This is a genomic window from Pseudoduganella sp. R-31, assembly GCF_049913235.1.
Classification (GTDB): Bacteria; Pseudomonadota; Gammaproteobacteria; order Burkholderiales; family Burkholderiaceae_D; genus Rugamonas.
In genome coordinates, this window is sequence record NZ_CP183986.1 from 5,932,868 (window position 1) to 5,953,011 (window position 20,144).

Here is a 20,144-nt window from a genome sequence, read left to right on the forward strand (position 1 = left end):
AATGCTACATATCGTTGACGATGAAGCCGTAGTGCGCGATGCGCTGTCGTGGCTCGCGTCCTCGCGCGGCATCGCAGCAACCACATACGAAAGCGCCGCCGCCTTCCTGGCCTTCGCGCAGGGCGGCGCCTTCGACCCGGAAGGCGACTGCGTGCTGCTCGACGTGCGCATGCCCGAGATCAGCGGCGTGGCAGCGTTCGACCAACTGGCGGCGCGCGGGCTGACGGCGCGCCTGCCCGTCATTTTCCTGACCGGCCACGGCGACGTGCCGATGGCGGTCGATACGCTCAAGCGCGGCGCCTTCGACTTCTTCGAAAAGCCTTTCAACGACAACCAGTTGATGGACCGCGTGCAGGAAGGCCTGGCCGCCTCGCGCCTGGCCAGCGGCAAGGCAGCCGTGCAGGCGCGCCTGGCCACGCTCTCCAGCCGCGAACGCGAGGTGCTGGACCTGATCCTGGCCGGCAAGATGAACAAGGTGGTGGCCGACGAGCTGGGCATCTCGATGCGCACCGTCGAAGTGCACCGCGCCCACATCTTCGACAAGATGCAGGTCAAGACCGCGGTCGAACTGGCGGGACTGCTGAAGTGAAACAGGACGGGGCGCTGATCCTAGTGCTGGCGCAGCGCCCACTCCACGTGCTCGCGCACCAGTTCCGACGGGTGGCCGCGGCGCGCCTGCAACGCGGCCAGGATGGCCGGGTCGCTCTTGGCGCCCATGCGCGCCGCGTTGCCTAGCCCGACCGCGAGGTTGCGCAGCCAGCGTTCATGGCCGATGCGGCGGATCGGGCTGCCCTCCATGCGGCGGTTGAATTCTTCCTCGGACCACGCAAACAGCTCGATCATGCCGGCGCTGCCCAGGGCGTGGCGCTCGTCGAAATCCGGCAAGGTAGCCCGCTGGGCGAACTTGTTCCAGGGGCAGACGGTCTGGCAATCGTCGCAGCCGTAGACGCGGTTCCCCAGCAAGGGCCGCAGATCCTCCGGGATCGCGCCTTTGAGTTCGATGGTCAGGTAGGAAATGCAGCGCCGCGCATCCAGCTTGCCAGGACCGAGGATGGCCTGGGTCGGGCAAACATCGATGCAGGCCGTGCACTGGCCGCAGTGCGCGCCGGTCGGCTCATCGACGGGCAAGGGCAGGTCGACCAGGATCTCGCCCATGAAGAACATGGAGCCCGCGCTGCGATTGATCAGCAAGGTGTGCTTGCCGCGCCAGCCCAGGCCCGACTTTTCCGCCAGCGGCAGCTCCATCACCGGCGCCGAGTCGGTGAACACCCGGTAGCCGAATTCGCCGACGGCCGCACTGACCTTGTCGGCCAGCTGCTGCAGCCGCGCGCGCAACACCTTGTGGTAGTCGCGGCCGCGGGCATATACCGAGATGACGGCCTGCGTGGGATCGGACAGGCGCGCCGTTTCCCGTTCGCGCCAGCCCTCGTCGGCCGCGCCGGGCAGGTAATTCATGCGCGCGGTGATCACGCGCACCGTGCCGGGCACCAGCTCCGCCGGACGGGCGCGTTTCATGCCGTGACTTGCCATATAGTCCATATCGCCGTGCATGCCTGCATCCAGCCAGGCTTGCAGCCCCGCCTCGGCGGCGGACAGGTCGATATCGGCGATCCGCACTTCCGCGAAGCCGAGTTCCTGCCCCCATGCCTTGATGCGGCTGGCTAATTCGTCTAAATTGGCTTGGGAGAGTGGCACGGCCTTACAATGCGGGGAAATCCAAACCATCATTTTATTCGATGCAGCACTTTAAATCCCATCTCCACGACGAAGCCGGTACCGCGGCGCTAGGCGCCGCGCTGTCGCGCGCCCTGCTGCCCGGCATGGCGATCTACCTGCACGGCGACCTGGGCGCCGGCAAGACCGCCCTGACGCGCGCACTGCTGCATGCTGCCGGCCACGTGGGACCTGTGAAAAGCCCGACATATACCCTGTCCGAGCCTTACCGCGTGAAGGTCGACGGCAAGCTGGCCAACGTGGTGCATTTCGACCTGTACCGCATGGGCAGCCCGGAAGAATTCCTCGATGCCGGCTTCCGCGAGGAATTCAATCGCGAGAACGTTTGCATCGTCGAATGGCCGGAGAAGGCCGACGGCGTGTTGCCGCCCCCCGACCTTCACGTTTTCCTCTCTGTAGCCGGGTCCGGACGTGATGTAGAATTGCAGCCGTCTTCCGCTCTTGGTACGTCATGCCTGCAACGCCTCCAATTCGCTCCAAACCTGTAAGTCGCCGCACGGTGCTCAAGGCCGGCGGGACGCTGCTCCTGTCCGTGCTCGCCCCCATGTCTGCGCAAGCTGCGCAGATCCTGGCTGTGCGCGTGTGGCCGGCGGAGGATTACACCCGCGTCACGCTGGAAAACGACACCGACCTCAAGGTCAAGCACTTCCTGGTTCCCGATCCGGACCGGCTGGTGGTGGACATTGAAGGCCTGGTACTGAACTCCACGCTGAAAAGCCTGGTCGCCAAGATCGAGTCGAACGACCCGTACATCAAGGAAGTGCGCGTCGGCCAGAACCGCCCGAATGTGGTGCGGCTGGTGTTCGACCTGAAAGAGAAAGTCACGCCGCAGGTGTTCACGCTGGAGCCGGTCGGCACCTACAAGCATCGCCTGATCTTCGACCTCTACCCGGTCAAGGCAGTCGATCCGATCGCGGCGATGATCGAGAAGGGCGAGTGGTCGCAGGATGAGAAGGCCGCCAGCGCCAATCCTCAGCCCCCTGCCGCCGGATCGTCCCAGCGCCCGGCCCCAGGCAGCCAGGCCGGCACAGCGGGCCAGCCCGCACTCGCCGGCCAGCCGGCTGCGTCGGGCCAGGGCAGCGCCAGCAGCAACGCCGAGGGCGCTGGCAGCCCGTCCATCGCATCTGCCCCGCCATCCGGCCAGCCCGGCACCGCCACGCCAGCACCAGGCACCGGCGCCAGCGCGCCCGGCCAATCGCCCGCCCTCGCCGGCCAGTCCGGCAAGCTCGTTCCCGGCGAACCCGAGCCGGCGCCCGCACATCACAAGCCCGGCCAGAAATCCGGCCAGGAGAAAATGGTGCGCATGCTTACCATCGCCCTCGATCCCGGCCACGGCGGCGAGGACCCCGGTGCCATGGGCGCGCGCGGCAGCCGTGAAAAGGACATCGTGCTGGCCATCGCCAAGCGCCTGAAAGACAAGATCGAAGACCACCCCAACATGCGCGTGATGCTCACGCGCGACGGCGACTATTTCGTCCCGCTCGGCAAGCGCGTGGAAAAGGCGCGCAAGGTCGACGCCGACCTGTTTGTCTCGATCCACGCCGATGCTTTCGTGAAAACCAGCGCCCGCGGCTCCTCCGTCTTCGTGCTGTCCGAAAAAGGCGCGACCTCGAGCGCCGCGCGCTGGCTGGCCGACAAGGAAAACCAGGCCGACCTGATTGGCGGCGCCAATGCCAAGGGCCACGACCCGCAACTGGCCAGCGTGCTGTTCGACCTTTCCACCACGGCCCAGATCAACGACAGCATGAAGGTCGGCAAGGCTGTGCTGGGTGAAATCGGCGGCATCAACAAGCTGCATAAAGGCTCGGTCGAGCAAGCCGGCTTCGCCGTGCTGAAGGCGCCGGACATTCCATCGATCCTGATCGAAACCGCCTTCATCTCCAACCCGGAAGAAGAAGCGCGCCTGCTGGACGATGATTACCAGGACAAGATCGCGGACGCCATTGTCAAAGGCATCCGCCGCTATTTCGCCAAGAACCCGCCGCTGTCGAAGAACCGCCTCACATAGGGAAAGCACATGAACGAAGTCCGCATCTCCACACCCGAAGGCGCCGAAGCCACCATTTCCCTGTTCGGTGCGCATTTGATGTCGTGGAAGACTGCGGACGGCAAGGAGCGCCTGTTCCTGAGCCAGCGTTCAGCGCTCGACGGCAGCGCCGCCATCCGCGGCGGGGTGCCGGTCATCTTCCCGCAATTCGCCACGCGGGGCGACGGCCTGCGCCACGGCTTCGCCCGCACTTCCACCTGGCGCATCGTCGAGCAGGCCAACGACTGGGCCGAACTGGCGCTGGCGCAAAGCGACCTGCCGCGCAACCACTTCCAATCCTGGCCGCGTGCCTTCGAACTGAGCCTGCGCTTCGACCTGAAAGCCAACGCGCTGCAGATCCGCTACACCGTGCGCAACACCAGCCAGCAGGAATTCAGCTGGGCCGGCGCCCTGCACACTTATTTCGCAGTAGGGGAATTCGACAAGGCCACGCTGGACGGCATGCCTTTCACCGGCGCCCTGGACGACATTCGGCCCGCAACGCCGCAGCTGCGCCTCGACACCGGCGCTGGCACGCTGCAACTGGAGCAGCAAGGCTTTTCGGAATGGGTGGTGTGGAACCCGGGCGCGCAAGGCGCGGCAGCTGCCGCCGACATGGACGACAGCGACTACCGCCGCTTCGTCTGCATCGAGCCGGCCCGGGTCGACAAGCAAGTGCTGCAGGCCGGCGCCGAATGGACCGGCCTTCACACCATCAGTTTGATTCCTTGATCATGCGGCCGGAGCTGGCCTGGATCGGACGCGCATTGAACGGATACAGGCGGCTGAACAAGGCCAACTGCGCCGGCGATGCCTGCACCGGCTCCTTCATCACCAGCCACAGCACGCCTTCGGTGCATGGCGGCGTGGTCAGCGATCCCATGAAAGTATAGTAGTCGCGGCGCTGCGGCAGCATGTCGTTCGGGTCCAGCACGATGCTCGGCGTAGCCGTGTCGCCCTTTTCCAGCGGCAGGTTGTTCCATACGGTCTGGATGGTCGGCTGCGGCTTGCCGCGTTCCAGCAGCAGCGCCAGCACTGCCAGCCTGCCTTCCGGATCCTTGTGTACCAGGTGCACCACCATCTCGAAACCCTTGCCGTTGACGCGTTCCTCGGCCGGGCGATGGAAGTGGAACTGCTGCAGCTCGTAGGTGCGGCCCGCCACGCTCAGGTAGTTGCCCGGGCTGACCATCACCTGCACGGTATGGCCGTTATCGGTCACGTTGAAACCGGATGGGCGGTAATCGAAGGCGATCTGCTCCAGGTCCACCTTCATGCCGTCGCGGATATCGATCGGCGACTGGCGGCTGCCCGTCGAGCATTTCGCCCAGTCGGAGTTGATCTTGGACCAGTTGGCAGGACCTGATTCGCCTTCATACGTCCAATGGGTGCCATACACGCGCGGCGGCGGCGCCTTGGCCGCCACTTCGGCAGCGGCGGCCTTGACGGCCTTCTGCTTGCGCGCCTTTTCGGCGGCAGCCATGCGCGCGGCCTGGTTGGCACGCATTTCAGCCAAGCGCTGGGCAATCTTCTCCGACAATTCCGCTTCGGCGCGCGCTTCTTCCTCGCGCTGCGCAGCGGCGGATGCAGACGCAGTGCGATTCTTCCTTACCGGCGGAACGTACTTTGGCCCGCTGGCCGAACTGGCATCCTTTTCGACATTCGCCTTGTCAGCCGCAGCAGCTGCGGCCAGGTTCGGGCGAATATTCGGCACGCCTTTGGAAGGCGCGGTGACGGGATCGGCGGCGCCTGCTGTCCCGATGACAAGACAACAGGCCGACAGGGCGATCAAGTTACGCATGTTAAATCCGGAGGAGAGACTGTTACTCCGGTTAACGGTTGCGCTATGGGAAAACTTGAGAGGCTTAACGCTTGAGCATGCGGCGGCCCAGTTTCCAGGCGCCGCCCAGTGCCATCGGCACCACCGCCACGCCAACGCCGAACAGCACGATGGTGCTCAGGTGGTCGCGCACGAAGGGAGTGTTGCCGAAGATGTAACCCGCCACGCACAGGGACACCACCCAGGCCACGGCGCCGACGATGTTGAACAGCTGGAAGCGGGCATGGGTCATGTCCGACACGCCGGCCACGAACGGCGCGAAAGTGCGCACTACCGGCACAAAGCGGGCCAGGATGATGGTCTTGCCGCCATGCTTTTCAAAGAACTCGTGGGTGCGCCGCAAGGCATCCTTGTTGATCCAGCGGTAATCGTGGGTAAATACCCGCTGGCCGATGGCTTCGCCGATCCAGTAATTGGTGGTATTGCCCAGAATTGCGGCAGTCGCCAGCAGGAACATCAGCAATCCGAGGTTCATCTGGCCGCTGGCACAGAAGGCGCCTCCGATGAACAGCAGCGTATCGCCGGGGAAGAAAAACAGCACAACCAGGCCAGTCTCGCAGAAGACGATGGCGAACAGCAGCGCATAAATATACATGCCGTATTGCGCAATCAGTTTATCCATCGCACTGTCTACGTGCACCAGCATGTCCAGCAATTGAACGAAATCCATTTATTAAATCCCAAAAGGTTGCGGCGGGAATGATACCAAACTGTCTATCTTACAGGCTAAAATTGCCCGGCATCTTAGCACCAGCTTAGAACCCCCACAAAGGAGACCTTAGTGAAGTCCATCACGCCCGCCGTCCTTGCCCTGGCCTTACCCCTGGCCGCCGTGGCCGCGCCCTCGAAAGAATTACCGCCCAGGCCGACCGTCAGCGACATCGTCAAGGCATCGCCGCAAGCCGATTGGCGCCAACTGGATCCGGCCAACACCCTGTACATGGACCTGCCAGCCGGCCGCGTCATCATCGAACTGGCGCCGGCCTTCGCGCCCAACCACGCTGCCAATATCCGAACCATGGCCAGGGAAGGCTACTGGGACGGACTGTGGATCTATCGCACGCAGGACAATTTCGTGGTGCAGTGGGGCGATCCGCGCGAAGACAAGCCAAAGGCGATCGGCACCGCCAAGGCCAGGCTGGAGCAGGAATTCACGGTACCGATGAAGAACGACACCCAGTTCACCCGCCTGCCGGACAAGGACGGCTATGCGCCGCAGGTAGGCCACTCCAACGGTTTCCCTTCCGCACGCGACCCGAAAACCGGCCAGGCCTGGCTGGCGCATTGCTACGGCATGGTTGGCGTGGCGCGCGGCAATGAATCCGACAGCGGCAACGGCGGCACCTTGTACACGGTAATCGGCAACTCGCCGCGCCACCTGGACCGCAACATCACCGTGGTGGGACGCATCGTCAGCGGCATGCCGCTGCTGTCCGTACTGCCGCGCGGCCCGGCGCCGATGGGCATGTTCGAGAAGGAGGAGCAGTGGGTGCCGATCAAGTCGGTCAAGCTGGCAGCCGACGTGCCGGAAGCCGAGCGCTCGAAGTTCGAAGTGATGCGCACCGAGTCGGCCAGCTTCAAGTCCGTGATCGAAGCCCAGCGCAACCGCGGTGGGCCATGGACCAAGTATGCGGCCGGCCATGTGGACCTGTGCAACGTGCCGATCCCGGTGCGCGAGGCAAAATAACTTCCTGGGGTAAGCACCCGGCATGCGACACGCTTAGCGTGTTGCGTGCCGGAGCCTGACACCACCGGCTACCGTTATAATCTTGCCCATGAATGCCCCAACTCCGCCCCGCCCGATCCGGGCCCTCCCCGACCAACTGATTTCCCAGATCGCCGCCGGCGAGGTGGTCGAGCGCCCATCGGCCGTTGTCAAGGAACTCCTGGAAAACGCCCTGGACGCCGGTTCGACCCAGATCACCGTGCGGCTGGAAGAAGGCGGCGTCAAGCGTATTTGCATTACTGATAACGGCCGCGGCATCCCGCCCGACCAGATGCCGCTGGCCCTGGCGCGCCATGCGACCTCGAAAATCGCCTCGCTGGACGACCTGGAAAACGTCGGCACCCTCGGCTTCCGCGGCGAGGCCCTGGCTTCGATCGCCTCGGTAGCCGCAGTCACCCTGACTTCCCGCACTGCCGACGGCGCCCACGCCTGGGAGCTGGAAGGCTCGCACGAAGGCACCGTGGTGCCCTCCTCCGGCGCCCCCGGCACGACGATTGACGTGCGCGACCTGTATTTCAACACCCCGGCGCGCCGCAAGTTCCTGAAATCCGAACAGACCGAATTTGGCCACTGCGCGGAAGTGGTTCGCCGCATCGCCCTGGCACGTCCCGACGTATCGTTCACGCTTAGCCACAATGGCAAGACGGTCGACCATTGGATGGTCAGCGACATGGCCAGGCGCAGCGCGCAAATCCTGGGAAGCAATTTCGAAGAAGCACGCCTGGCCCTGGACGAAGGCTCGGGCGTACTGCGCATCCACGGCTTTGCCGGCCTGCCGACTGCTTCCAAGGGCCGCGCCGACAGCCAGTACTTCTACGTCAACGGCCGCTTCGTGCGCGACAAGCTGCTGGTACACGCCGTGCGCGCCGCTTACGAGGATGTGCTGCACGGCGACCGCTATCCGTCCTATGTGCTGGCGCTCGACCTCGACCCTGCGCTGGTCGACGTGAACGTACACCCATCCAAGATCGAAGTGCGCTTCCGCGATGGCCGCGCCGTGCACCAATTCGTGTTCCACGCCGTGCAGCGCGCGCTGGCCGCAACTTCGGCCACCTCGCACGGCAGCGTGCCTTCGCCGTTGCCGGCCTCCGACAACCTGCAGGCATCGGGTCCGGTCTGGCGCCCGCAGCAACAGACCAGCTTCGGCTCGATCCTGAATCCCGAATACCGCCCGACGTTCTCGCCATCGCCGTTCGGCGGCCCAGGCACGGGCACGGGCGGCGTGGCCCAGAGCACGGAACGCTACGGCGCCCTGTGGTCGAACGACCCGCGCGACAATTTCGTCCCTGGCGCGACTCCAGCGGACGGCGGCAACGGCTTCCGCGCCACTTCCGAGTACACGCTGCCGCAAGCGGCGCCGATCAGCGCCTCGCCGGCGCAGATGGCAGGCGAAGAATTCCCGCTCGGCTTTGCGCTGGCGCAGCTGCACGGCATCTACATCCTGGCCCAGAACAGCAAAGGCCTGGTGCTGGTCGACATGCACGCTGCGCACGAGCGCATCCTGTACGAACAGTTGAAGAACGCACTGGACGCCCAGATCGATGGCACCGAAATGTCGGTGCAGAACCTGCTGATCCCGGTCACCTTCTACGCCGACGCAGTGGAGGTGGGGACGGTCCAGGAACACGGCGACACGCTGAAGACGCTCGGCTTCGACATCGCCGTGATGTCGCCCACTACGCTGGCAGTGCGCGCCGTACCTGCCTTGCTGAAGAACGCCGACGCGCAGACCCTGGCGCGCGACGTGATCCGCGACGTGCGCGAGTATGGCGGCTCGCGCGTGCTGATCGAGCGCCGCAACGAGCTGCTCGGCACCCTCGCCTGCCACACCGCCGTGCGCGCCAACCGCATCCTGGCCGTGCCGGAAATGAACGCCCTGTTGCGCCACATGGAAGCCACCGAGCGCGCCGACCAGTGCAACCACGGCCGCCCGACCTGGGTGCAGATCGACATCAACGCGCTGGATAAACTCTTCCTGCGCGGACAGTAAGCAATGAACGAGCAGTTGAACGAGCGCCCGCTGGCGGTCGCCATCATGGGGCCGACCGCGTCCGGCAAGACCGCCGCCGCGCTGGCCATCGCGCAGCAGGTGCCGTGCGAAATCATCTCTGTCGATTCCGCGCTGGTGTATCGAGGCATGGACATCGGCACCGCCAAGCCTTCGAAGGAAGAACTGGCCGCCGTACCGCACCACCTGGTCGACATCATCGACCCGATGGATTCCTATTCGGTGGCCCAGTTCCGTACCGACACCCTGCGCCTGGTAGCAGAGATCAGCGCACGCGGCAAGGTCCCGCTGCTGGTCGGCGGCACCATGCTGTATTACAAAGGCCTGGCCGACGGCCTGGACGACCTGCCAGGCGCCGATGCAGCCCTGCGCGCGCAGTTGGACGAGGAAGCCGCCCGCATCGGCTGGCCAGCGATGCACGCGCGCCTGGCGCAGGTCGATCCCGAAACCGCCGCCCGCCTCAAGCCCGCCGACGCCCAGCGCATCCAGCGCGCCCTGGAAATCCATGCCTTGTCAGGCAAGCCGATGTCCGAACTGCTGGCACAGCGCGAGAAAGAGGAGCTGCCCTTCGACCTAACATCGTTCGCCCTCGAACCGTCCGACCGCGCCTGGCTGCACGAACGCATTGCACGCCGCTTCGACATCATGCTCGCTTCCGGTTTCCTCGATGAAGTGAAAACCCTGCGCGCGCGCGGCGACCTGCATCTGGGCCTGCCGTCGATCCGCTGCGTCGGCTACCGCCAAGCCTGGGAATACCTGGACGGCACCATCGACTACGCGGCAATGCGCGAAACCGGCATCATCGCCACCCGCCAGCTATGCAAGCGCCAGCTGACCTGGCTGCGTGCCATGCCGGACAGGATCGTGGTCGACTGCTGCGCCGCAGACGCTGCGCAGCAACTGCAACAGCTAGTACTCGCAGCGATCAGCAAGGCGTAAGCCGATTCTGCTAGCGCTCACGTACCGCGTGGCGCAACACCTGCGTGACCGGTTCCAGAAGGTACTGCAGCGGCGTACGCTGCTCGCCTTCGATGTAGACCTCGGCCGGCATACCAGCGAGCAATTTAAGGGCGCCAGCCTTGGCCAGAGAAGATGGATCCGCCTCAATCAGCACCGAGTAATATGGCACCTCGGTGGCGCGATCGAGCAGCCGGTCGGCCGAGATATAGATCACTTTACCGTGCACCAGCCCCGTGGTGCGGTACTTGAAGGCCGTGAAGCGGATTTCGGCCGGTTGACTTAGTCCAATCCGGCTGATGTCCTCGGTCCGGATCCGCGCCTCTGTCACCAGGCGCGTGTCGTCCGGCACGATGTCGGCGATCGTCTCGCGCGGCGGAATCACAGTGCCGGGCGCCGAATACTTCAAGCCAATCACTTCGCCGTTGGCAGGCGCCGTGATGACCTGGCGCGCCGAAGCATCGGCTGATTTGCGCTGCTCCTGCTCGATCTCCGACAGCCGCGCCGTTGCCACCTTCAACTGGTCGCTGGCCTGTTGCCGATATTCTCCTTCCAGCGTGCGCACGCGCAGGTCGATGTCCACCGTGCGCTGCTCGGCGCGCGCCAGTTCAGAGCGCCGCTCCTCAAGCTTGACGCCATAATCGGCAATCCCGCCCTCAAGCTGGGTGATGCGGGTGGCCGACACGAAGCCGTCCTTGCGCAGTTTCTTGTTGTTGTCGAGATCGGCCTGCTGGAATTTCATCGACTCGCTGGCCTGCGTGATTTGCGCGCGCAGCGCCCCAATCTCCTCCGACACCTTGTCGCGCTGCGAGTGCAGCAGCCGAACCTGCCCCAGCATCGCCTCGCGCCGCACGGCGAACAGCGCTCGCTCCTTTCCGATCTGCTCCGCCAAGCGTGGATCGCCATTCGCCGCCGCCATCACGTCCGCCGGGAAAACCAGTGCCGGCGCCATCGCCTGTTCGGCATCCAGCCGAGCCAGGCTGGCACGTTCTGCCATGACGCGGTAATCCAGCCGGTTCTTGTCGGCGTCGACCGCTACATCACCCAGCACCAGCAGTGGCTCGCCTTGCCGCACGTGCTGGCCGTCGCGTACCAGCACCTGGCGTACCATACCGCCTTCCGCGTGCTGCACCGGGCGCCGGTTCAGGTCCACCTTGACATATGCCTGCGCCACCACCGCCGAAGACAAAGGGGCGAATGCCATCCAGGCCGCCACTGGAAGCAAGCCACCGATGACCACCGCCAGGCCGCAGCGCATCAAGTGGTGCGCCTCGCCAGCATGCTGCTGGAGGGAAGCGCTCCCTGTTACGGAATATGCCATACCGTTCATGATGCCCTCCCATCCGCCGTCCGCGCCATCGCCACTACCTGCGCGCCTGTGCTGCGCTGGCCAGGCTGCATGGCCTGCATGACTTCCGCCACCGTACCGAAATGCTGTGCGCGTCCGGCCTCCAGCACCAGCATTTTGTCCATATGCTGCACCAAGGTGCTGCGATGCGTGACCACGATGACCGTCACTTTTCCGCGCAGCGCCTTCAGCGCGTCGGCGAGCGCCAGTTCACCGGCGCCATCGAGGTTGGAATTGGGTTCGTCCAGCACCAGCAGCTTTGGATCGCCGTACAAGGCGCGGGCAAGGGCGATGCGTTGCCGCTGGCCCGGCGACAGCACGGCCCCCATGTCGTCGAGTGGCGTGTCGTAGCCTTGCGGCAGCGCAAGAATCAGGGCATGCACGCCGGCAAGCAGTGCCGCCTGCACCACTTTTTCGGAATCGACCGCGCCAAGGCGGGCGATATTGTCGGCCACCGTGCCTGGGAACAGTTCAACGTCCTGCGGAAGGTAGCCCAGCCACGGGCCCAGCTCTTCACGCGGCCACTGGGCCATGTCCACGTCGTCCAGCCGCACTGTTCCGGCATTCGGTTTCCAGAGGCCGGTGAGCAGGCGTGCCAGGGTCGATTTGCCGGCGCCGCTGGCGCCGATGATGGCCAGCGATTCACCCGGCTCCAGGTTCAGGGAAACGCCGGCCAGGATCGCCCGCTCGCTGTGCGCCGGGCGGAACACCAGTCCCTGCGCTTGCAGCCGCCCGGTAGGCACCGGCAGCTTCATGCGTTCCGGCCCGCGCTCGGCTGCATCCAGCAATTCGGACAGCCGCCCGAATCCCAGGCGCGCCTCCGCCAGCACGCGCCAGCTGCCCACCACTTGCTCCACCGGCGACAGAGCGCGCCCCAGCAAGGTTGTGGTGGCGACCAGGATGCCGGAAGTGCCCTCGCCGCTGATGACCAGATAGGCGCCCAGCGCCTGCATCATGACCTGCACCAGCTGCCTGGTCATGCGCGTGACGGCCGCCATCGTGACAGACTTGCGGGCAGTCGGTCCCTGCAATGCGGTAACGCTTGCGTTCAAGTCTTGCCAACGAGCGATCAGTGCATTGCCCATGCCAAGCGACTGCACTACTTCCGCGTTGCGCATCGACGACTCGAGATAGCGGGTGGCCCTGGCAGCTTCCTTCTGCAGTGCTTCGATATCGCGCCGTGTGATGCGGTCATTAACCACTGCCATGGCCAGCATCAGCAACGACGCGCCAGCTGCCGCCATGCCCAGCACCGGATGCGCCAGCCAGATGACGGCCACATAGACCACCGCCCAAGGCGTATCGAACAGTGCCAACAGGCCATGTGCCGAAAAAAGGTGGCGCAGCGTCGCCACATCCCGCAGTCCTTCGGAGGGCACGCGCTCGGTGCGATGTGCCGACTTGGCCAGCACGACTTTTGTCACGACCGGCGACAGTTGCTCAGAAATTATATTGCCCACCACACCCTGCAGGCGGCTGCGCAGATAATCGAGCACCAACATCAAGCCGAAGGCGACCGCCATGCCCAGCAACAATACCAGCAGCGTTTCCTTGCTTTGGCTGGTCAGTACACGGTCGAACACTTGCAGCATGAAGAGCGCAGGGGCCAGCATCAATAAGTTGACCACGAAAGAAAAGCCAGCAATGAAGAACAACGGGCGCCGAAGAAGTTGAAAGAGCGGTTTCATGATGGTCACCTGTTTGCTTGGCGGCTCAAGAACCGACCTTGATATCGTTCTGGTCGAACGTATCGCCTGGATTGTTGAGCGTCAGCGTTGCAAACAGGGTGCGGTTGGCGGCACCTTGTCCATCGGCGTCGAAGTATAGATTGCCCGTCACGCTATCGTAGATCACCCGAACTGATGCATCCACGGTACCCGAAGCGCCGGTACCAGCAAATGAGACAAACTCGGAAGCTGACAAGGTGCTGCCTGCCATTGTCGTGATGCCTGCCAGTGCAGAGCGCGACAATTCGATCATGTCGAAGTTCGCCCCCGTTCCAGAAGCATTGAAGTCGGTAATCAAGTCAACCGCATTGGGCGACGCATCGAAGACAAAAATGTCATTTCCGGCGCCGCCGGTCAGCAGGTCGGCGCCAGCCCCGCCGACGATACGGTCGCTGCCATCCATGCCGTTGATCACATCGTCGCCGCCGCCGCCACGCAACTGATCGTTCAAATTCGAACCGGTCAAGGTGTCCTCCTTGCCCGTGCCAATCACGCCCTCAAACCCCGAGTATTTATCCTTACCAAGACCCGCCGCGCTTGCGTCGAAGAAGGTATTGGCGCCATTGTTCACCAGCTGGAAACTGATGCCCGCAGTACCGTCAGAGAAGTCGAGCAGGTCGCTACCGCCTTTTCCGTCGAGCACATCATCGCCGGCGCTACCGCGGATGACGTCATTGTTGCTGCTGCCATTGATGATGTCGGCCTTGCTGGTGCCGATTACGCCCTCCATGTTCGAGTAGGTATCGTTGCCGAGACCGCCGGCATTGGAAGTGCCCGTCGATGCGCCCAGCGTGAAATTCAAGGCCGTGCCGCCATCGGAGAAGTCCAGCATATCCTCGCTTCCTGCGCCACCATCTAGCTTATCATTGCCGTTCCCTCCACGTAGTACGTCGTTTCCGTCTCCCCCTGATAAATCGTCGTTACCATCGCCGCCGGAAATAAAATCGTTGCCTACGGAACCAATTAATGTATCCGTTGAATTGCTGGCACCGCCAATGATGACGTCTCCAGCGTCACCGCCAGTGAGTGAATCTGGCCCGCTGCCGCCATCGATGTAAGACGCTTGATAGCTCTCCGATGATAGGTTGATCTCGTCGTGACTATTTCCATTACCTGCATCGATCGATCGGAAATTGATTGTTACCGCCCCGGTCGATGTGCGTCCAGCGCCATCGGACACTGTGTATTGGAAGCTGCCAGGTGTCGTGCCGGCTAGACTATCAAAGGTGATCATGCCGGTGTTTGAATTCAGGTTCAAGTGGTCAATTCCAACACCGAGGTCAACGTTGGTGATTGTCAATGCGTGACCATCAATATCGGTGTCATTGCCAAGCAATGCGGCGACTGAAATACTAACTGCAGTGTTAGTCGATACGAATATCGTATCCGCCATTGCGACAGGAGCGTCGTCAGTTCCTGTGATTGTGAACTTCGCCGATTGCGCGACAGTCGCCATGCCATCGAAAACGCCGTAATTGATCACCACATCTTTTGTCTGCCCAACAGCCAGCCCTTGATAGGCGGCATGAGTAGGGTCAAGCGTGAAACTATGCGATGCGGCGATATAACTGACACCAGCCGGCAGCTCGCCCAGCGGCGGCACTACCGAAAGCATTGCACCTTGATCCACATCCGACGCGTTGGCCAGTGCATCAACCGTCACCAGCCCGCCATCTTCCATCGCCGTGCCGGTCACCTGGGCCGTCACCACCGGCGCATCATTGGTGCCGGTGACCGTGAACTTCACCGATTGCGCAACATTCGCCATGCCATCGGTCACTTCAAAGTTGACCACCACATCCTTTGTCTGGCCTTGCGCGAGGCTCTGGTAGGCCGCATCGGTGGGGTCGAGTGTGAAACTGTGCGATCCAGCGATGTAGCTGACACCAGCTGGCAGCTCGGTTGGCAACGAGGTCACTGAGAGCGTCGCTCCTTGGTCCACATCCGACGCGTTGGCCAGCGCATTAACCGTCACCAGTCCCCCATCTTCCATCGCCGCGCCGGTCACCTGGGCCGTCACCACCGGCGCATCATTGGTGCCGGTGACCGTGAACTTCACCGATTGCGCAACATTCGCCATGCCATCGGTCACTTCGAAGTTGACCACCACATCCTTTGTCTGGCCTTGCGCGAGGCTCTGGTAGGCCGCATTGGTGGGATCGAGTGTGAAACTGTGCGATCCAGCGATGTAGCTGACACCAGCCGGCAGCTCGCCCAGCGGTGGCACTACCGAAAGCATTGCACCTTGATCCACATCCGACGCGTTGGCCAGCGCATCAACCGTCACCAGCCCACCATCTTCCATCGCCGTGTCTGTCACCTGGGCCGTGACTACCGGCGCATCATTGGTGCCGGTGACCGTGAACTTCACCGATTGCGCAACATTCGCCATGCCATCGGTCACTTCAAAGTTGACCACCACATCCTTTGTCTGGCCTTGCGCGAGGCTCTGGTAGGCCGCATGGGTGGGGTCGAGTGTGAAACTGTGCGATCCAGCGATGTAGCTGACACCAGCTGGCAGCTCGGTTGGCAACGAGGTCACTGAGAGCGTCGCTCCTTGGTCCACATCCGACGCGTTGGCCAGCGCATTAACCGTCACCAGTCCCCCATCTTCCATCGCCGCGCCGGTCACCTGGGCCGTCACCACCGGCGCATCATTGGTACCGGTGACCGTGAACTTCACCGATTGCGCAACATTCGCCATGCCATCGGTCACTTCGAAGTTGACCACCACATCCTTTGTCTGGCCTTGGGCCAGACTCTGATATGCCGCGTCGGTGGGGTCGAGTGTGAAACTGTGCGATCCAGCGATGTAGCTGACACCAGCCGGCAGCTCGCCCAGCGGTGGCACTACCGAAAGCATTGCACCTTGATCCACATCCGACGCGTTGGCCAGCGCATCAACCGTCACCAGCCCACCATCTTCCATCGCCGTGTCTGTCACCTGGGCCGTGACTACCGGCGCATCATTGGTGCCGGTGACCGTGAACTTCACCGATTGCGCAACATTCGCCATGCCATCGGTCACTTCAAAGTTGACCACCACATCCTTTGTCTGGCCTTGCGCGAGGCTCTGGTAGGCCGCATCGGTGGGGTCGAGTGTGAAACTGTGCGATCCAGCGATGTAGCTGACACCAGCTGGCAGCTCGGTTGGCAACGAGGTCACTGAGAGCGTCGCTCCTTGGTCCACATCCGACGCGTTGGCCAGCGCATTAACCGTCACCAGTCCCCCATCTTCCATCGCCGCGCCGGTCACCTGGGCCGTCACCACCGGCGCATCATTGGTGCCGGTGACCGTGAACTTCACCGATTGCGCAACATTCGCCATGCCATCGGTCACTTCGAAGTTGACCACCACATCCTTTGTCTGGCCTTGCGCGAGGCTCTGGTAGGCCGCATTGGTGGGATCGAGTGTGAAACTGTGCGATCCAGCGATGTAGCTGACACCAGCCGGCAGCTCGCCCAGCGGTGGCACTACCGAAAGCATTGCACCTTGATCCACATCCGACGCGTTGGCCAGCGCATCAACCGTCACCAGCCCGCCATCTTCCATCGCCGTGCCGGTCACCTGGGCCGTCACCACCGGCGCATCATTGGTGCCGGTGACCGTGAACTTCACCGATTGCGCAACATTCCCCATGCCATCGGTCACTTCGAAGTTGACCACCACATCCTTTGTCTGGCCTTGCGCGAGGCTCTGATATGCCGCGTCGGTGGGGTCGAGTGTGAAACTGTGCGATGCGGCGATATAACTGACACCAGCCGGCAGCTCGCCCAGCGGTGGCACTACCGAAAGCGTGGTCCCTTGGTCCACATCCGACGCGTTGGCCAGCGCATTAACCGTCACCAGCCCCCCATCTTCCATCGCCGTGGCGGTCACCTGGGCCGTCACCACCGGCGCATCATTGGTGCCGGTGACCGTGAACTTCACCGATTGCGCAACATTCGCCATGCCATCGGTCACTTCGAAGCTGATCACCACATCCTTCGTCTGGCCTTGCGCGAGGCTCTGGTAGGCGGCATTGGTGGGATCGAGTGTGAAACTGTGCGATCCAGCGATGTAGCTGACACCAGCCGGCAGCTCGCCCAGCGGTGGCACTACCGAAAGCATTGCACCTTGATCCACATCCGACGCGTTGGCCAGCGCATCAACCGTCACCAGCCCACCATCTTCCATCGCCGTGTCTGTCACCTGGGCCGTGACTACCGGCGCATCATTGGTGCCGGTGACCGTGAACTTCACCGATTGCGCAACATTCGCCATGCCATCGGTCACTTCAAAGTTGACCACCACATCCTTTGTCTGGCCTTGCGCGAGGCTCTGGTAGGCCGCATCGGTGGGGTCGAGTGTGAAACTGTGCGATCCAGCGATGTAGCTGACACCAGCTGGCAGCTCGGTTGGCAACGAGGTCACTGAGAGCGTCGCTCCTTGGTCCACATCCGACGCGTTGGCCAGCGCATTAACCGTCACCAGTCCCCCATCTTCCATCGCCGCGCCGGTCACCTGGGCCGTCACCACCGGCGCATCATTGGTGCCGGTGACCGTGAACTTCACCGATTGCGCAACATTCGCCATGCCATCGGTCACTTCGAAGTTGACCACCACATCCTTTGTCTGGCCTTGCGCGAGGCTCTGGTAGGCCGCATTGGTGGGATCGAGTGTGAAACTGTGCGATCCAGCGATGTAGCTGACACCAGCCGGCAGCTCGCCCAGCGGTGGCACTACCGAAAGCATTGCACCTTGATCCACATCCGACGCGTTGGCCAGCGCATCAACCGTCACCAGCCCGCCATCTTCCATCGCCGTGCCGGTCACCTGGGCCGTCACCACCGGCGCATCATTGGTGCCGGTGACCGTGAACTTCACCGATTGCGCAACATTCGCCATGCCATCGGTCACTTCAAAGTTGACCACCACATCCTTTGTCTGGCCTTGGGCCAGACTCTGATATGCCGCATTGGTGGGATCGAGTGTGAAACTGTGCGATCCAGCGATGTAGCTGACACCAGCTGGCAGCTCGGTTGGCAACGAGGTCACTGAGAGCGTCGCTCCTTGGTCCACGTCCGATGCGTTAGCCAGCGCATCAACCGTCACCAGCTCGCCATCTTCCATCGCCGTGCCGGTCACCTGGGCCGTGACCACCGGGGTGTCATTCGTGCCTGTAACGATGAATTTCACCGACTCTGCGACAGTCGCCAACCCATCGGATACGCCGAAGCTGACCACTACCTCCTTTGTCTGGCCTGCAGCCAGACTTTGATAGGCCACATGGCTGGGGTCCAGTGTGAACTCGTGCTTTTCCGAGTTATAGCTGACACCTGGAGGCAGCGTATTCGGCACGGACACTACAGACAGCGTCGTTCCATCATCTACATCCGACGAATCGGCTAAAGCATAAAGCGTTACTTTAGCGCCGTCTTCAGCCGCCGCACCGGTCACAGTGCCAGTAACAACCGGCGCATCATTAGTGCCGGTGATCGTGATCGTCGCTCTCTGCGCGACCATCGCCCCATGGGCATCCATGATGTTGTAGCTAACCGCGATTGTGGAATGTGCCCCAGCCGCAATATGGTTGAAGGCGGTGCTCGCAGCATCCACGCTCAGTTGGCCGTCAAGCAAACTCAATCCTGGCGGTAAGCCATCGGAGATTTGCCCATCATCAATGCAGTAGCGGACGCCGACAACCTTTAGCGTAGCTGTTTCACCGCGATCTGCGTCACTTGCCCCAGCCAGCAGATTCACCGCGTAGCGCTCATTGCCTTCTGCAGCTTCCGATGCCAATGCCGCGCTAACGACCGGCGCATCGTTATTCCCCGTGATGGTGATTTTAATGAGTTGCGAAGTACCATCTGCACTACTCACGGTAAAGCTGTCAGTAATGCTGTCCCCAGCTGCCAGCGACTGTACTTGCGTGTTGGCGTTGTTCAGCGAATAGTTCCACTTGCCATGCGCGTCGACGCTGTAATTGCCGTAGCTTGCTGTGCCGTTTGCCACAGCTTGAAAGCTATCGTCGACGCCATCCAGGTCATCCGCGTGCAGAACGCCGGTGGCATTCGGAGTTCCAATATTTGCGTTGCTGACGCCTCCCGCCTCGATAACGGTTCCTTCCACATTGCCGCTGATCAGGGACGCGCGATAATCGACGGGAGCATAGTCTCCTTTAGCAGATTGAACCTCTACCACTAACTTCTCCATCATCTGCACAGTTAGCGTAGACGATCCAAAGTGGAAGATGAAATCGCTGGCCGCCCCATTCGACACTTCGCCCTGCGCGTTAATTTTCACAGTGGCGAGAAATTGAATGTAGTTTTCAAGCTCCTTGCGCACATCACAGTCGCACCACTGAGCTTGGCTCAGTTGAAGTTTTACGATGTCCACGCCAGCGCCGCCCGTATACACGTCCCTGGATCCACTCGCCATGTTCTCCACGACGTTGTATATCAACGTATCGTTCCCAACCCCGCCATTGACCTGGTCGCTACCGCTGCCGCCATCAAGAGTGTCGTTGCCAGCGCCACCGTTCAGGGAGTCGTTTCCCGTACCGCCATCGACGCAGTCGTCACCATTACCGCTATTGATGGTGTCATTCCCACAGGTCCCTTCGAGAACATCGTTTCCATTAGTTCCGGTGATGGTGGCCATAACTCTCTCCTGAATACTCCGGCGTGCCGGTAGCAATGATTATTTGTAAATATTATTACTTTTAATTCACAAAAATATCTGGAAAGGCACTCCTATTTCCTTTCCACAATTAGTATCAACATTTAACCAATGTCATCA

At 62.4% G+C, this 20,144-nt stretch carries 13 protein-coding genes; 7 read left to right on the top strand and 6 right to left on the bottom strand.

Going from position 1 to position 20,144, the window contains the following annotated elements:
* Window position 1: 1 nt before the first annotated feature.
* The gene (locus ACN9MY_RS27020; RefSeq protein WP_426164692.1) at window positions 2–589 is read left to right on the top strand and encodes a response regulator transcription factor; all 588 of its coding nucleotides are present in this window, start codon (window positions 2–4) and stop codon (window positions 587–589) included.
* A gap of 20 nt (window positions 590–609) precedes the next feature.
* On the opposite strand, the gene queG is transcribed toward ACN9MY_RS27020, so the two are convergent.
* On the bottom strand, window positions 610–1,725 hold the full coding sequence (gene queG / locus ACN9MY_RS27025) for a tRNA epoxyqueuosine(34) reductase QueG (RefSeq protein ID WP_426323861.1): 1,116 nt from the start codon (window positions 1,723–1,725) through the stop codon (window positions 610–612).
* 11 nt (window positions 1,726–1,736) lie between these two features.
* Here queG and tsaE point away from each other — a divergent pair, with 11 nt between their 5' ends.
* The 3 genes from tsaE to ACN9MY_RS27040 are packed head-to-tail and all read left to right on the top strand — an operon-like array spanning window position 1,737 to window position 4,492.
* Window positions 1,737–2,222, top strand: coding sequence for a tRNA (adenosine(37)-N6)-threonylcarbamoyltransferase complex ATPase subunit type 1 TsaE (gene tsaE / locus ACN9MY_RS27030; RefSeq protein WP_090434857.1), 486 nt, complete (start codon window positions 1,737–1,739; stop codon window positions 2,220–2,222).
* The gene (locus ACN9MY_RS27035) at window positions 2,186–3,742 is read left to right on the top strand and encodes an N-acetylmuramoyl-L-alanine amidase (protein WP_426319213.1); all 1,557 of its coding nucleotides are present in this window, start codon (window positions 2,186–2,188) and stop codon (window positions 3,740–3,742) included. Before tsaE ends, ACN9MY_RS27035 begins: the two co-directional genes overlap by 37 nt.
* A gap of 9 nt (window positions 3,743–3,751) precedes the next feature.
* The gene (locus ACN9MY_RS27040; RefSeq protein ID WP_426319214.1) at window positions 3,752–4,492 is read left to right on the top strand and encodes a D-hexose-6-phosphate mutarotase; all 741 of its coding nucleotides are present in this window, start codon (window positions 3,752–3,754) and stop codon (window positions 4,490–4,492) included.
* Here ACN9MY_RS27040 and ACN9MY_RS27045 read toward each other — a convergent pair.
* Both ACN9MY_RS27045 and ACN9MY_RS27050 read right to left on the bottom strand, forming a co-directional pair.
* Entirely contained in the window at window positions 4,476–5,558 is a 1,083-nt protein-coding gene (locus ACN9MY_RS27045) for a carbonic anhydrase (protein WP_426319215.1), read from the bottom strand. The two genes, ACN9MY_RS27040 and ACN9MY_RS27045, sit on opposite strands and share 17 nt — an antisense overlap.
* 64 nt (window positions 5,559–5,622) lie before the next feature.
* Window positions 5,623–6,267: a VTT domain-containing protein gene (locus ACN9MY_RS27050; RefSeq protein ID WP_426164702.1), complete on the bottom strand. Its 645-nt coding sequence runs from the start codon at window positions 6,265–6,267 to the stop codon at window positions 5,623–5,625.
* 111 nt (window positions 6,268–6,378) lie between these two features.
* Here ACN9MY_RS27050 and ACN9MY_RS27055 point away from each other — a divergent pair, with 111 nt between their 5' ends.
* From ACN9MY_RS27055 to miaA, 3 genes are all read left to right on the top strand, one after another.
* Complete coding sequence (locus tag ACN9MY_RS27055) at window positions 6,379–7,284, top strand: peptidylprolyl isomerase (RefSeq protein ID WP_426319217.1); 906 nt, start codon at window positions 6,379–6,381, stop codon at window positions 7,282–7,284.
* Between the two features lie 88 nt (window positions 7,285–7,372).
* Window positions 7,373–9,313, top strand: coding sequence for a DNA mismatch repair endonuclease MutL (gene mutL / locus ACN9MY_RS27060; protein WP_426319218.1), 1,941 nt, complete (start codon window positions 7,373–7,375; stop codon window positions 9,311–9,313).
* A 3-nt stretch (window positions 9,314–9,316) separates the two neighbouring features.
* Window positions 9,317–10,270 carry a tRNA (adenosine(37)-N6)-dimethylallyltransferase MiaA gene (miaA, locus tag ACN9MY_RS27065; protein ID WP_426336388.1) on the top strand — a complete coding sequence of 318 codons (954 nt, stop codon included), beginning with the start codon at window positions 9,317–9,319 and terminating at the stop codon, window positions 10,268–10,270.
* Between the two features lie 10 nt (window positions 10,271–10,280).
* Here miaA and ACN9MY_RS27070 read toward each other — a convergent pair whose 3' ends face one another.
* From ACN9MY_RS27070 to ACN9MY_RS27080, 3 genes are read right to left on the bottom strand one after another with little or no spacing between them, the layout of a single operon-like run.
* Window positions 10,281–11,618, bottom strand: a complete 1,338-nt coding sequence (locus ACN9MY_RS27070; RefSeq protein WP_426164708.1) for an HlyD family type I secretion periplasmic adaptor subunit — start codon at window positions 11,616–11,618, stop codon at window positions 10,281–10,283.
* On the bottom strand, window positions 11,615–13,324 hold the full coding sequence (locus ACN9MY_RS27075; RefSeq protein ID WP_426336389.1) for a type I secretion system permease/ATPase: 1,710 nt from the start codon (window positions 13,322–13,324) through the stop codon (window positions 11,615–11,617). The genes ACN9MY_RS27070 and ACN9MY_RS27075 overlap by 4 nt, the downstream gene beginning before the upstream one ends.
* A gap of 25 nt (window positions 13,325–13,349) precedes the next feature.
* A complete protein-coding gene (locus ACN9MY_RS27080; protein ID WP_426336390.1) occupies window positions 13,350–20,006 on the bottom strand; it encodes a VCBS domain-containing protein in 6,657 nt (2,218 codons plus the stop codon).
* Between the last annotated feature and the right edge of the window lie 138 nt (window positions 20,007–20,144).